This window comes from Nostoc sp. DedQUE04 (assembly GCF_034530995.1).
In the GTDB taxonomy this organism is placed as follows: Bacteria; Cyanobacteriota; Cyanobacteriia; order Cyanobacteriales; family Nostocaceae; genus Nostoc.
This window is the reverse complement of record NZ_JAVRCA010000018.1, coordinates 46,380-61,380: the sequence shown is the minus strand read 5'-3', so window position 1 is coordinate 61,380 and position 15,001 is coordinate 46,380. Positions and strand designations below refer to the sequence as shown.

12 protein-coding genes and 1 riboswitch are annotated in these 15,001 nt (G+C 40.5%); of the genes, 9 read left to right on the top strand and 3 right to left on the bottom strand.

The annotated features are described in order from the left end of the window. Positions 1-300 precede the first annotated feature (300 nt). The 9 genes from RM049_RS15175 to RM049_RS15135 all read left to right on the top strand — a co-directional run bounded on the left by RM049_RS15175 (position 301) and on the right by RM049_RS15135 (position 12,112). Positions 301-1,179 (top strand): TauD/TfdA family dioxygenase, encoded by an 879-nt coding sequence (locus tag RM049_RS15175; protein WP_322704760.1) that lies wholly within the window; start codon positions 301-303, stop codon positions 1,177-1,179. A 104-nt stretch (positions 1,180-1,283) separates the two neighbouring features. After that, positions 1,284-2,279, top strand: coding sequence for an AraC family transcriptional regulator (locus RM049_RS15170; RefSeq protein WP_322704759.1), 996 nt, complete (start codon positions 1,284-1,286; stop codon positions 2,277-2,279). Between the two features lie 234 nt (positions 2,280-2,513). Continuing rightward, positions 2,514-5,201 carry a TonB-dependent receptor gene (locus tag RM049_RS15165; protein ID WP_322704794.1) on the top strand — a complete coding sequence of 896 codons (2,688 nt, stop codon included), beginning with the start codon at positions 2,514-2,516 and terminating at the stop codon, positions 5,199-5,201. Further along, positions 5,189-6,157 carry an iron-siderophore ABC transporter substrate-binding protein gene (locus RM049_RS15160; protein ID WP_322704758.1) on the top strand — a complete coding sequence of 323 codons (969 nt, stop codon included), beginning with the start codon at positions 5,189-5,191 and terminating at the stop codon, positions 6,155-6,157. The genes RM049_RS15165 and RM049_RS15160 overlap by 13 nt, the downstream gene beginning before the upstream one ends. A 183-nt stretch (positions 6,158-6,340) precedes the next feature. After that, on the top strand, positions 6,341-8,116 hold the full coding sequence (locus tag RM049_RS15155; protein ID WP_322704757.1) for an ABC transporter ATP-binding protein: 1,776 nt from the start codon (positions 6,341-6,343) through the stop codon (positions 8,114-8,116). Positions 8,117-8,362: 246 nt separating this feature from the next. Beyond that, positions 8,363-8,506: riboswitch (cobalamin riboswitch) on the top strand. Then, entirely contained in the window at positions 8,480-8,677 is a 198-nt protein-coding gene (locus tag RM049_RS15150) for a hypothetical protein (protein WP_322704756.1), read from the top strand. Its footprint overlaps the riboswitch before it by 27 nt. 127 nt (positions 8,678-8,804) lie before the next feature. After that, entirely contained in the window at positions 8,805-9,215 is a 411-nt protein-coding gene (locus RM049_RS15145; protein WP_322704755.1) for a DUF1636 domain-containing protein, read from the top strand. Between the two features lie 75 nt (positions 9,216-9,290). Next, the gene (metE, locus tag RM049_RS15140; protein WP_322704754.1) at positions 9,291-11,543 is read left to right on the top strand and encodes a 5-methyltetrahydropteroyltriglutamate--homocysteine S-methyltransferase; all 2,253 of its coding nucleotides are present in this window, start codon (positions 9,291-9,293) and stop codon (positions 11,541-11,543) included. A 185-nt stretch (positions 11,544-11,728) separates the two neighbouring features. Continuing rightward, positions 11,729-12,112 (top strand): DUF4346 domain-containing protein, encoded by a 384-nt coding sequence (locus RM049_RS15135; RefSeq protein WP_322704793.1) that lies wholly within the window; start codon positions 11,729-11,731, stop codon positions 12,110-12,112. Positions 12,113-12,267: 155 nt separating this feature from the next. Here the strand turns inward: RM049_RS15135 and RM049_RS15130 are convergent, their stop codons facing one another. The 3 genes from RM049_RS15130 to RM049_RS15120 all read right to left on the bottom strand — a co-directional run bounded on the left by RM049_RS15130 (position 12,268) and on the right by RM049_RS15120 (position 14,985). Then, complete coding sequence (locus RM049_RS15130) at positions 12,268-13,359, bottom strand: hypothetical protein (protein ID WP_322704753.1); 1,092 nt, start codon at positions 13,357-13,359, stop codon at positions 12,268-12,270. A 21-nt stretch (positions 13,360-13,380) separates the two neighbouring features. Further along, entirely contained in the window at positions 13,381-13,740 is a 360-nt protein-coding gene (locus RM049_RS15125) for a hypothetical protein (protein ID WP_322704752.1), read from the bottom strand. Between the two features lie 186 nt (positions 13,741-13,926). Beyond that, on the bottom strand, positions 13,927-14,985 hold the full coding sequence (locus RM049_RS15120; protein ID WP_322704751.1) for a ribonucleotide-diphosphate reductase subunit beta: 1,059 nt from the start codon (positions 14,983-14,985) through the stop codon (positions 13,927-13,929). Positions 14,986-15,001 lie beyond the last annotated feature (16 nt).

The window sequence follows — 15,001 nt, the reverse complement described above, 5'->3', positions numbered from 1 at the left end:
TTGAAAGGGCTAGCCCTAGACTAATGACTTAGATTTGCCAACGGCAATTCAAAAAAAAACATTGCTTGTGTGACGACACGCAGTGTTGAATTAGGCAAATGACATTCTACGTTTGATAAATCTTTGGATAAATTGATACTCTGTATTTCAACTTCTACCAGAGCATTGCCTGTCTTTGCAACACAACCAAAGCTCATAAACTACGTTTTCTTCTGAGTTTGTTTCAAATAATCACAATCGAATGATCCAAATTTGCAACTATTTCAATTCAATTCAATTAAAAATTTTTGGACTACAGCCATGACGAATAAAATCGAGTCAATAGGTAACACCAGCACTGGCAAGATAATTTATAGTAGTGACGATTGCCAAGATATTCTTCGCCTTCCTGTAACGAAAATTATAGATGTATTCAAACCATCTGGGGTTATTATTTTTCGTGGATTTGGAGTTACACATGAGCAAATGAAAGAGTTTGCAGCAATATTCAGTTCTAAATTCATTCAAGATTATAAAAGGCCCCAAGTTGATTCGGATAAATTTATCCATTTTGTAGATGCAGGAATGGATAATTGTGTTCCTCATAGCGAACATGCATATTCTCCTTTTCGCCCTGATGCTATTTGGTTCTGCTGTGCTTTTCCAGCAGCAGAGGGCGGTGAAACTACATTCTGTGATGGGATTCGAGTGTGGGAGGAACTGAGTGAAGAAACGAGACAGTTATTTATTTCCAAAAAATTAAAGTTTTATTATGAAGATATCCCTGTTGTTGTATTAAAGAGATTGGCTAGCACAGAGGCTGCTAGTACAGATGATGTTAAGCGAATGCTCGACGGTCTTGAGGGTGTGAAATATCAGATTAAAGAAGATGAATCCGTCTCGATGGAATATGTTAATTCAGCTGTAGTTAAAACCAAGTATGGTAATCAGGATGCGTTTGCTAACAGCGTCTTGGCATTGCACGCAATCATGGAAAAAGTAGCTTTTGAAGATGGTTCAATTATCCCTGATGAAGTTATTGAAGAAATCGAGAAAACCACAGACAGATTAATGGAGCATATATCCTGGCAAGCTGGCGATTTGGCAATGATTGATAATTCAAGATTCATGCATGGTCGCAGAGAATTTAATGACCAGCGACGGCAGATTTTTAGTACCCTCAGTAACCTGAAGTTTTAATACAGCAAATTGCAGGATCATGAGGTGGTTTGGAGTTTTGTACTGCTAACTAGTTTAAACTCTAATGAGAATAAATATTATTAATTCTCCAATATCTATCAGTCATGACCATCACCTTGACGCAGAAAGAAAATCGGGAACTGTGGGCAGAAGCTAATTATAACAGTTCACAACAAGCAGAAGCAGAGCCATTTGAAATCCTCTCTGAACTACCTACGCGACTCGGCAAAGGCTATGTACGGCATATTGAGGTGCATCCTCATCTCTGGCTTTCGATTTTGGACTATGAATATCACAATGATTTCTTATATAAAATTCCTGAATGGGATCACCCACTGCAATTTTGCATCCTACTTTCAGGCAGGATCGTAGACGAATACGGAGGACAGTTAGGGGAAGGATATACTTGCATTTCTGGTAGCGGTGTTCAGCGCCAAATCACTCTGGAATTATCCAAAACTCGATATGTGGGCGTTGACATCCATTTATCTGCTGACTTGCTAGCAACCTTTTTCCCCGATGAAGCAGGAGACATTCCCCACCAGTTGCATTTTTTGAGAAAGGGTAATGATTCCCAGACTTTGCTCTACCCGGAAACTACAACTGCTATTCAGGGAATAGCACAACAAATTATCAACTGTCCTTTCCAGAGAATCACGAAGCAGATGTATTTACAAACGAAAGTGTTGGAACTAATGACATTGCAGTTAGCTCCCATATTATCTGCTGAGGATGGATTACAACCATCACCGCGACTGAAGCCAGAAACCATCGCTCGGATTCATTTAGCTAGGGAAATTTTACTGGCACGTTTGGAGAATCCCCCGTCATTGCTGGAGTTGGCGCAAATTGTGGGAATAAGCGATCGCACTCTGCAACGTGGATTTCAGGAACTCTTTGGTACAACAGCATTTAGCTACCTGACAAACAAACGAATGGAATGGGCAGAACAGTTATTGCGTCAGGGAAACATGACTATTGCTGAGGTTGGTAACAAAATCGGCTATTCTCATCTGGGACACTTTGCATCTGCTTTCAAGCGCAGGTTCGGGATTACGCCGAGTCAAAGTTTAATTGGTAAAAAGTCGTTTTCGGGATAGTGATGCGGTTTTTGGGTAGACTCAGTTGCTAATAATTCTCTATACTCAGCTTCATTGAATTAGAAACTATTTGCAATAATCCAGTTTTAGTCACAAATTCTGGATGAATTTGACTCTAGAACTCTTCTTCAACAAGGAGAGAACTAATTTTTGTCTTCCCTGGTGATCAAAGGGTCATTACTAGCAGATTAATTCAGTAAAGTTCTGCAAGAAGCTGGTGTATTAGGAGTTGTGATGAAGCGTTCGTGTTTGTCTGGTAGTGTGCGAGTGTGGTTTTTACTGAGTCTATCGGGATGTTTGAGTGCTATTGCTATTAGCCCAGGATGGGCAGAAGTTAAATCAGGGAATCAGAACCAGGAAGTCCAAAGTCAGGGCAATTTCAAACCTCTGCTAACTCGAAAAATTCGGCAATTGAGTGAGGTTGAGCGTCCCAGCACTAGCGCAATCATGCTAGTACAGTCGCCAATACCAGAAGCAGCACCCATCTCACAAGTTGTCCAGGTGACTGCGGTGAAAGCTAATCCCACAGAAAAAGGTGTGGAGCTGATTTTACAGACTACTCAAGGAGAACAACTGCAAATCACCAATCGCAGTGCTGATAAGAATTTTATTGCTGATATTCCTAATGCACAATTGCGTTTACCCAATGGCGATGCGTTTACATTTAGTTCCCAAAACCCACTTGAGGGGATTACTGAGATAACGGTTACAAATCTGGATGCCAATACTATTCGGGTGACGGTGGTAGGTGAACCAGGATTACCAACAGTTGAGTTATTTGACAGTGATGAGGGTTTGATTTTTGGTTTGACATCTGCGGCAACGGCAATGCAGCCACCACAGCAGCCAAAACCAGAGCAACCGACGAGTGATACACCGCAAGAGGAGCCAACAGCGCAACAAGATGAGCCGATTGAGTTGGTGGTGACGGGTGAGCAAGATGGTTATCGCGTTAGAGATTCGTCAAGTGCCACTAAAACCGATACTCCCCTGCGCGATATTCCTCAATCAATTCAGGTAGTTCCCCGACAAGTACTAACAGATCAACAGGTGACAAACTTGCGCGAAGCGCTCAGAAATGTCCCTGGTGTATCTCAAGGCTCGAATCCATCAGGTCGTGGAGCATTTGATTTACCCGTTATTCGAGGCTTTAGTGCTGGTAGCGATATCTTGAGAAACGGGTTGAAAGATCCCACAAATCAGTACATCGGTTTTGAAGCGGCAGGACTCGAACGGATTGAAGTACTTAAAGGGCCTGCCTCTGTTCTCTTTGGTCAAGGTTCGTTAGGAGGAGTAGTCAACTATGTGACTAAACAGCCACTGAGAGAGCCTTACTACTCGTTAGAAGCATCTGCGGGAAACTTGAATTCCTACAGGGGTGCTTTCGACTTTTCGGGGCCGCTCAATGACAGCAAAACGGTACTATATCGGCTAAACGCTGCTGCTTCGACCACCGAAAGTTTCTTTGACTTTTATGATGAGCAGAAATACTTTGTTGCTCCTGTATTTTCTTGGCAAATTAGCGATCGCACCAAGCTGACTGTGCAAACTGAGTACTTGAATCGAATCAAAGATTATGGTCAGCAGGGTCTCCCAGCCGTAGGTACTGTCCTGCCAAATCCGAATGGGACAATACCCCGCAATCGCAACGTCTCTGAGCCAGATACTGCTGACGATTTGCGTGCCATTCGAGTTGGTTACGATTTTGAACATCGCTTCAGCGAGAATTGGCAGATACGTAATGCTTTTGGATCTTCATGGATTCGACGAGATAGAGAAAACCATGTCTTTGCCACGACATTAGCAGCCGACAACCGCACCCTAAATAGAAACTCCCTACAGGGTGGTGATGACGTAAGATTTTTTAACCTTGATACCTATGTAATCGGTAATTTTGCCACAGGCAGTATTCAACATCAACTTGTTACAGGGTTTAATCTCACTCGCTCAGAAAGTGATTTGCAGTTTACTTTTCGTCAAGCTGCTGCAATTGACTTATTCAATCCTGTCTACAATCAGCCCCTTGGCCCTATTACCTCTAGATCTGAGAGTAGCACTTTGACTGATACACTCGGTGTTTATGTTCAGGATCAGATGGCGCTGACAGAAAATCTCAAGTTGCTGTTGGGCTTACGGTTTGATACCTTTGAGCAGACCGAAGAGAATCGGATTGCTAATACTGAACAAAAACAGTCTGATAATGCGTTTAGTCCCCGTGTGGGAATTGTCTATCAGCCTGTTACCCCAATTTCGCTTTATGCCAGCTACAGTCGCTCATTTAATCCAGTGATTGGTAACTCCTTTGATGGCAATCAATTCCAACCAGAGCGCGGCACTCAATATGAAGTGGGTATCAAAGCCGATTTAAATGAAAGACTTTCTGCAACACTTGCCTTCTATGACCTAACTCGCTCTAATGTCTCAACGACTGACAATAGACCAGGTGTACCACCAGGTTTTTCCATCCAAACGGGTGAGCAACGTAGCCGAGGGATTGAACTGAGCATCGCAGGTGAAGTTCTGCCGGGATGGAACATTATTACTGGGTATGCTTACACCGATGCGGAAATCACTCAAGACAATAACACATTGCTAGTGGGAAATCAGTTAAATAATGTGCCACAACATACCTTCAATGTATGGACAACCTATGAACTTCAGTCCGGTAATTTACAAGGCTTAGGCTTTGGCTTAGGGTTCTTCTTTGTGGACAATCAACAAGGAGACTTAGGTAACACCTTTGAACTGCCTAGTTATCTCACCACGGATGCTGCCATTTTCTACAAGCGAGAACAATTTCGTGTGGCTCTAAATATCAAGAACTTGTTTGACGTTGACTATTTTGAAGCTGCTTCTGGGAGGCTAGGTATTTTTCCAGGTGCGCCGTTTACAGTGCAGGGGACAGTTTCATGGCAGTTTTAAGTGCTTCTATTCGTAGAAAGCTTCAACATTTCTTATTATTCGTTTTTGCAGTCATTTCAGTTTTTGGCTGCAATCAGATTACTCCTCAAAACATCTCAAACTTAAGTTTTCAACAACTATCTGTAGAATGCAAAATTGTGCAACATGCAATGGGGGAAAGTTGTATTCCTTTGAATCCAAAAAGAATTGTCATAATAGATAGATTTAACTTTGATAATGCACTTGCTTTAGGAATTAAACCAGTTGGCACTGTCCGATCACAGGCATATCTTGTCCCTTATTTGAGAGGAAAAATGAATGGGATAGAACTGATAACTAACATTGACGGTCATCCCAACTTGGAAAAAATTCTCTTGCTCAAACCAGACCTAATTATTGGTCTTTCCTCTCCAAGCTATCGATCAATTTATAAGCAATTATCAAAAATTGCTTCGACAGTTCTATTACCTTGGGGAAAAGAAGCATACATATGGAAGCACAATCTTGAAAATCTTGCAGGTTTATTGGACAAACAAGAAGAAGCTAATCAGGTACTACATAATTACACCCATCGAGTTACAGAGCTAAGGCAGACATTAGATTCTCAAAGTCAACAAAGAAGTGCTTCATTTGCTTTGTTTTATCCTGGTGGATTCTCTCTTTATCGCAAGGACTCATTTTCGGGAAATATCTTAACTGATGTCGGATTAAAAACCACTGATCCAGGTATCTCAGAACTCCCACTTTCTGAAGAAATTTTACCAGAAATAGATGATGATGCTCTGTTTATTGGAGGGCTTACAGAAGATGATAAATTTAGGCTGGAACAGCTTCAGAAAAAACCCTTATGGTTTCAAATCAAGGCAGTAAAGCAGAATCAAGTTTATCTTGTAAATGCGGCAGTATGGCATGGATATAATATGCTTGCAGCCCATGCTGTGTTGGATGATTTAGAGAAATACTTGCTGAATCGCTAATCTAGCTTAACCAAATCCCCATACTTATCAGATTATGTGATTTTACATTAACTCAATTTTCGTCTGATTTGTATCTAAATTTAATTAGAAAATATCCTGCAATTGTTCAAAGAGTTGAAAACATCTTTATTTATTATTCTGTTTTCTGTTCCCTGTTCCCTGTTCCCTGTACCCTGTTACAAAATGAAATTTGCTCCAACTACTAAAAACCATCCTCTCCTACGTTTATTACACTACACCAAAAACTACCGGACTCAAGTATGGACTGCTGTAACCTTTACCATCCTCAATAAAATATTCGACCTGACACCATCATATTTAATAGGCGTTGCTGTAGATATCGTGGTGCAAAAAGAGAATTCTATAATTGCCAAAATTGGGATTAGTAACATCATTGTACAACTGGCAATCCTATCATTATTAACTTTACTCATTTGGATTTTAGAATCACTATCTGAATTTATTTATGATCGCCTGTGGCGTAACCTCGCCCAAACGATGCAGCACGAATTACGTATTGATGCCTATAGCCATTTACAAGAATTAGAACTGAGCTACTTTGAAGAACGCTCTACAGGCACACTTTTGTCTATATTAAATGATGATATCAATCAATTAGAAAGATTTCTTGATTCTGGTGCGGCTAGTATTCTACAATTTATTACCACTATTTTGGCTGTAGGCGCTTCATTTCTGATCATTGCCCCCAATGTAGCTTGGTTAGCGATCCTACCCACACCCTTCATTTTCTGGGGTTCTTTAGCATTTCAAAAACGACTTGCACCCCGTTATGCAGATGTGCGTGATAAAGCTGGATTTATTAATAGTCGTTTAGCTAATAACCTCTCAGGGATTGCCACAATTAAAAGCTTTACGGCAGAAACCTACGAGAGAGGTCGTGTCTTATCTGAAAGTGAAGCCTATCGCCGCAGTAATGGTAAAGCGATCGCACTTAGTGCTGCTTTTTATCCAGCAATTCGATTAGTGGTTGTAATCGGTTTCATCGCCACGTTGTTTTTTGGTGGGCTTGCTGTGGCGAATAATCAGTTAACTGTGGGAACTTACGGTTTCATGGTGTTCATTGTCCAGCAATTACTGTGGCCGTTTGCAAAATTGAGTTCCATCATGGATCAGTATCAACGGGCAATGGCTTCTACCCGACGAGTTATGGGATTGTTAGATACTCCCATTGCTATTGCCACAGGAAACCGTTCTTTACCAAAAGTACGTGGTGAGGTGCAATTTGACAATATCACCTTTGCATACAATGGTCGCACCAATGTACTCAAAGATTTATCATTGCATATTCCAAGCGGAGCAAATATTGGCATTGTTGGTGCAACTGGTTCTGGTAAAAGTACCCTAGTCAAACTGCTGCTACGTTTTTACGAAATCCAAGGCGGACAAATCCTGGTTGATGATATCGATATTCGGGAATTACAACTCTTAGAACTGCGGCGCTGTATCGGTTGGGTGAGTCAGGATGTGTTTTTATTTCACGGTACGGTAGCGGAAAATATTGCTTATGGAAGTTTTGATGCTACTGAGTCAGAAATTATTCATGCTGCTAAGTTAGGCCAAGCACATGAATTCATCATGCAACTACCCCTCCAGTACGATACTATCGTTGGCGAAAGAGGTCAGAAACTTTCTGGTGGTCAACGGCAGCGAATTGCGATCGCCCGTGCTATTCTCAAAGACCCACCAATCTTGATTTTGGATGAGGCGACCTCTGCGGTGGATAATGAAACGGAAGCGGCGATTCAGAAGTCGTTGGCGATGATTACTCAAAATCGGACAACTATAGCGATCGCTCACCGTCTTTCTACAATTCGTCACAGTCATTGTATTTATGTGATGGATCATGGTCAAATTGTCGAGCAGGGTCAGCATGAGGAATTACTAGCACTGGATGGAATTTATGCCAGTCTGTGGCGCGTACAGTCTGGGATTCATTAACGTGACTTAAACATTTTTGAGGGAAAAACAAGCCTCAAACCCATGCAGCGTAAGAAAAATACACCTTATGCTCAAAAATAGCCCAAACCTCACATATATTAAGAAACTAAGCAAAACGATATTAAAGTCTTTCTGTATATAGATTTGAGGTTCTTTTTTGGTTGTTTTTGTCTCAATCCCACTAAAAAATGGTAGCTATTACAACCAGTCAGTTTAAGTATGATTAAATTCATAATCATGCTATTGTTATAAAAGTATCAACTCGGTTCTGGTGGGAGTCAGCCATCAGACGCAAGGGGGAAAGTCCGGTGTAAATCCGGCGCTGTCCCGCAGCTGTAATCAAGGTTCACCTTGTGAGTCAGAATGCCCGCCGAAAGTAACAGACAAACTCATACCCATCTGCGAGGTACAGGTGAATATTGCCATAAATATTTTAACGATACATCAGTTTCACGTTCTCATAGTGCCAGAGATACGCCACAGACTACTCATGGCTGTGAAATTATAGCCAGTTTATTGATGATTACAATTATGCTTTGGTGTAACTGTCATTTGCGCTAGCTTTTTGCTGGCGTGAAAGCTTTTGCAACATCATTTTTGCCAAATTGACACGTTATGTTGCAGTTGTACGACTGCAAAAAGTTGTCATATCTGCGATTCAGACTTCTTTCTACAAACTTCAAAATTAATGCTCGACAAACAACATACTTTATTTGTTTGCACGACTTGCGCCAGCGTTTGGCAAAACGGTAAAAGAGTTGGTGAAAGTAAAGGTGAACAACTACTAAAGCAACTTCAACAACTTGCACAAAACTGGGAATTGCGAAATAAATTCCACATTCAGGGAGTTGAATGCATGAGTGCTTGTAACCATTCTTGCGTCATTGCCTTTACAGCAGAAGGTAAATCAACCTATCTCTTTGGCGATTTACCAGTTGACGGCTGTGCATCTGCTGTATTGAAATGTGCAACTCAATATTATACTAAGCCTGATGGTTTATTACCTTGGTCAGAACGACCTGAACCTTTGAAAAAAGGGATTTTAGCAAAGATTCCACCACTAAATAAGTGGGCAAAATTAAACATAAGTTGTTGTTAATTGATGATTGGATAAAATTTCTCAGTTTCCAATCTCTAGTACCTAAATCATTAATCTTAAAAGGAACAGAAAGTAATGCAGATTCAAACAGCAACATTAGGCTATCCCCGCATTGGTAAAAACCGGGAAGTAAAGAAAGCGCTAGAAGCATTTTGGAGTGGTAATATAGAGTCCGAATCATTACTGCAAACCATACAAAAAGTTGAGGAATCTAACTGGAAAACCCAACTTGAAGCCGGAATTGATTATATTGGAATTGGAGACACAACTCTCTACGATCATGTACTTGACTGGACATTTCGTTTTGGGCTAATTCCTGAAAGATTTCAACAGCTTTCTGGCTTAGAACGCTACTTTACAATGGCACGAGGTAAAGAAGGAATTCCCGCCTTGGAAATGACCAAGTGGTTTGATACTAACTATCACTATCTTGTCCCGGAAATTGCTGAATCAACATTACCATCTGATTTCAGTGACTTTTTAGAACGAGTTAGCTGCGCTCAAAAAATATTAGGTAAACGAGCAATTCCGATTGTACTTGGCCCCTGTACTCTGCTGCGCTTAAGCAAACTATCACTAAATATTCAGCAAGCAGTATCAAAGTTAATTCCGCTATACATAAACCTACTCACTGAATTAAAAAATCTGGGAGTAGAAGAAGTACAAATACATGAAACTGCACTTGTTTTAGGTGATGCTAATTCTTGGAAAGAACACTTTCATAAAGTTTATCAATCACTTTCGTTAGTTGGAATACCCCTACACTTGGTTACTTATTTTGATGATTTGGGTGAAACTTACCCTTGGGTGATAGATTTACCCGTTGCTGCTATTAGCTTAGACTTGACACGCGGACGCAACTTAGAGTTAATCAAAACCTACGGTTTCCCACCAAATAAGCGACTAGGTGCAGGAATTATAGACGCAAGAAATATTTGGCAAATTCGTTCCGAGAAAGTTATTCCCATTTTACAAGAGATTGTAGAGACTTTACATGGAACATCTATACATATTCAACCATCTGCTTCCTTACAATTTGTTCCCTACGATGCCAAACGAGAAAAACGATTACCATCACCACTACGTAATGTCTTGAGTTTTGCTGAACAGAAACTTCAAGAAGTGGTTTTCTTAGCTCGGACAATAATAGGAAAAAACACTAAAACAGAGCAAGAAATCATCGAGACTAGCTGGAATAAGTTCGAGGAGTTTAATCCAGCAAATCAGTCAGTTGAAGAAAGACTGAAAACTCTGAAGACTGATGATTTTCAGCGCTCCTTATCCTATGGATTGCGGCTTGATTCCCAAATTTCGCTTCCTCTGTTCCCGACAACTACAATTGGTTCTTTTCCCCAAACCTCTGAAGTTCGCCAACTCCGAATGCGTTACAAACGGGGTGAATTGAGTCAGTCAAAATACGAAGCTGCAATTGATATTCAAATTGCCGATAGCATTAAACTACAGGAGGAATTAGGGTTAGATGTTTTAGTACACGGTGAATTTGAACGCACCGATATGGTGGAATTTTTTGGACAGCAGTTATCGGGCTTCGCTTTCACTGAAAATGGTTGGGTGCAAAGCTACGGTAGCCGTTATGTTCGTCCGCCAATAATTTGTGGTGATGTGGTTCGGACTGCGCCAATGACGGTACGTGAGTTTAAAGTAGCTCAATCTTTAACTGAAAAACCTGTCAAAGGGATGTTGACGGCTCCTGTAACTATCTTAAATTGGTCTTATCCCCGTACTGATATTTCCAAGTCAGAACAGGCTTTCCAAATTGCTTTGGCGTTGCGGGATGAGGTGGCGGATTTGGAAGCGGCTGGTGCAAAGGTAATTCAAGTAGATGAACCAGCGCTGCGTGAGGGTTTACCTCTAAAGGTTGAGCGCTGGAATGAATATCTTTCTTGGGCTGTAGATGCATTTCGTTTGGCGACAGCAATAGCCCAACCCCAAACGCAAATTCATACCCACATGTGCTACTGCGAATTTGGTGACATCATCAAGGATATTGAACGGTTAGATGCCGATGTGATTTCGATTGAAAATAGTCGCAGCAACAATCAAACTTTGCGAGAAATCACAGAGGGTGGTTACTCACATCAAGTTGGTAATGGAGTCTACGATATCCATAGTCCTGTTGTCCCAACAACTGAGCAGATTTTACAACAATTGCGGACTGGAATTGCTAATTTACCGGTAAAACAAATTTGGGTAAATCCTGATTGTGGTTTGAAAACTCGGCGTTGGTCAGAGGTGATTCCGGCTTTAAAGAACATGGTGGAAGCGACGAAAGTTTTGCGGGAGGAAGCAAATGTGACTGTGAAATAACAGTAAAAGTAGCTACAGGCGTTACTTTGAGGGTGCTTTAAGATTTTTGCTCTCTTGCTTATTGTTGAACTCAACAGTAATGCCCAATTATCTACAGTATTCTTCTCTGCATTCACTGAAGATAGTGAAGCTCAGACTTCTTTTGAGGTTTGGAGCGGTACTTTTTGTTTTGGAGTTTAAAAATGATGATAACGACAGTGGAAACGATCGCAGCAATTGACTACAAACTATCCAAGCGATTTTTAGAACTCGATCCAGCCGGTTATTTTATCATTTACTTAGATCGGGGAGCAGGCTTGATCTGTGCGAAACACTTTACCAATGAAGTTAATGAGCAAGGATTAGCTGTCGATCCAGAAACCGGAAAGCCTATTCCTGCAACCGTCAAAGTGGAACGACAACCTACTGTCCTATTTACTGGAAGAACTGCTAAAGAAATTTGCATTCAACTGTTTGAGTCAACAAAACCTTTTCCAGTCAGCCGATTGGATCATGCGGCTTACTTGGGGCGTGAGTTTATGCGAGCAGAATTAGCATTGGTGACAGGACAAGATTACGTACAGGATTAAATAGGCTTTTGATGATTTAACGTTCCCCTTCACCCGCCGCTAACAACCTTTCGGATTCACCAAGCAACTTCATACGGTCGGTGTGCAACGGGTTTGTTAGCTGACATCTGCCAACTATAACTTAGAACATTAGAGGTAGTTTAATGCTTTTCTCCCTATGGAGTTTGATATGTCAGAAAATGATAAGGCGAGTTTTTAAGTATATCTGCTATTTTTGAATGCTCAGTAACAATCTTCTCAAAGTGACCGTTAGCTAAATCATTTCCCATTGATGAGGAATTCGAGAACCATCTTTTTACAGGCTCATAAATATCTGCAATATACTTCAAGTCAATTAAAACATCGTTAAATGCTGCTTTCCATTGAGGTTTTAATTCTGGATAAAGTTCATCTAATGTGGTGTCTACAGTCGAATAGAGAGTTAAAAATCTCCAATATGAGTGTGGATGAGTTTTACACTTATACATATCTGTTGCATATTGGGACAAATCACCAGAAAACATGACTAACGCAACGGCAAGAACAAGTGTTCTTAATAGAAACCTTGGAGTCTCAGCAAGACCAGCTAATTTAGATGAAAGCAATTCATTTCGTATTCCAAAATCAATTAAATACTTTATAGAAAACCAATCTGCATCATATTCTAAAGCATGATTAATGAGACAGAAATACTCAGTGTCTGTTATGTCGTCAAACGCCATTAGTGGGTCAAAACATTTAAGTATCTTTCCGCGCATGGGAAGATGTCCATGCAGTAAATGACCTGTCTCATGCAGGAACAGAAAGTCATTTGCTATGTTAGTTAGCATGGCAGCATAACTATTCCTCAAAAGCGTTTCAGGTCGCCATCTAGGTGATCTAATGACTTTAGTACCATTTTCTTCAGATTCTAATTCATTTAGAGACTTTGGAATAGAATAGCTTGAGAATTTTTTCACTTCTGATTGGTTGTCTAAATCTCGCAAAATTGAAGGATGAGAAAGAAGTCCATAAAACAAATCAGAAAAAATTAAGGGTGCATAAATTGTGGTAGCTATGACAGCGCGATCATCTATTACATTTGTTAATGCATTTATAGAGAAGTTATTAAGATAGCAGAATGAAATATTTTGGATGTATGGCAAAGCTATTCGTAGCCCACTCAAATAATCTGTGTAGGTTTCTTGAAGATTAATAAGGGCTTCATCAACTAGGGCAACATCATAAACGTCTTTATAGCCGACTAAAATCGGGTCTAAGTTCGCCATAACTCAAAATTATTGGCAATGCTAATGATTATTCCACATGCTCCCACATGCTTTTTCAAGACCTAACTTTACAATTAAAACTGCTACTGTAGTTGCAGATATACCTGTCACTATTCCACTTATTAAATCAAGAATGGCTACTATTAAAGCTAGTTCATCGCCTGATTCAAAGACGTTTTTTATGGCTTCAGAGCTACATATACTAGTAAATAAACGTTCTCTGTTATGAGTCCACCAACGCTTCCCCATTCTTACAAACTCTTCCTTATTTGGTGGAAAAGCACCCTGACCATAAGAGAGTTCAGCCCCAATTTTCTCAAACACTTCTTCCTCAGTGAAAGATAGAGTAGAGAGGATTTGTTGTGAAAGGATTTGATCCATAGATTTTTCGAGGTATTACATCATATTTTTAGCTAGAAAAAGCCAGCTAACTATTTATTATACGAAAAAAATTCCGTATAATCTTTTTCCCAATCCTAATATACCAAGCATTACAAAGAACTCCTGTCTGAATATGACGCGATATATCGCGTCTGAATATCCAAACCAATATTTTATAAACCCCTTTTAGAAATCATCCCAGCCTTCAATGCTAGAGGACATGACGTAACTGGTGACACTCGCCTCAAAGAAGTTTGCCTTCGTGTGAGCTTCTTTCTTAGTATCTGAAAAACGCTCCAAGTGAGCATAGGGGCTTTTCTTGTAGATAGCTTCTGTCCATAATGGATCTAAACCGATCGCCTTCAAGCGAGCATTTGCCAGATATTTTGTGTAATGTTCTGTACTGTTTGCCGTAATCCCCAGAATATCATCTCCAACAATATGTCCTGTCCACTTGCATTCATACTCAACAGCAAGAGCAAACATTTCATAAATTTGTTCGCGGCTGTGGGGGAAAACTTGCATCGCTTCTGGAATCAATTTTTGATACAGCCGCACATGGGAGAGTTCATCCCGGTTAATCATTCTAAAGATATCGGCACTCCCAGACATGAGCATTCGTGATGACAGATTGTAGAAAAATATAAACCCATTGTAGAAATACAACCCTTCCAACAAGTAATCTGCTAACAACGATATGAAATAATTCTCTGGTGTGGGGTTATCGACATACTTTTGGTATAGTCCAGCGATGAATTCGCATCGTTGTTTGAGAATGCGATCGCTCCGCCAAAAATCATAGACGTGTCTACGGCGATCGCTGGGAATCACCGTCTCAATGATGTATTGATAAGATTGATTGTGCATTGCTTCTTGGGAAATTTGTTCTGCCATGCATAGCGCGATTTCTGGTGCAGTCACGCTGTTTTTGATGTGAGGCACATTACAGGTTTGTACTGAATCAAGAAATGTCAGGTAGCTAAGGATGCCATCAAATGCACGTCGTTCTCCAGGCGTGAGATTGACGTAATCTGTCACATCTTGAGTAATGTCTATTTTTTCGGGAACCCAGAAGTTCTCTCGCATTTGACGGTAGAGAGACACAGCCCACGAATAACGAACGTCGTTTAATTGCATTAAGTTCGTAGTCTCCCCGAACCATATCAAACGGTTTCCTGTATCATCATTCCCGTTCGGATTGAAAACGGGATTAATCGGCATTAATAATTGTCTTGGTTGGTACACTTTAATTCTGTTTTGA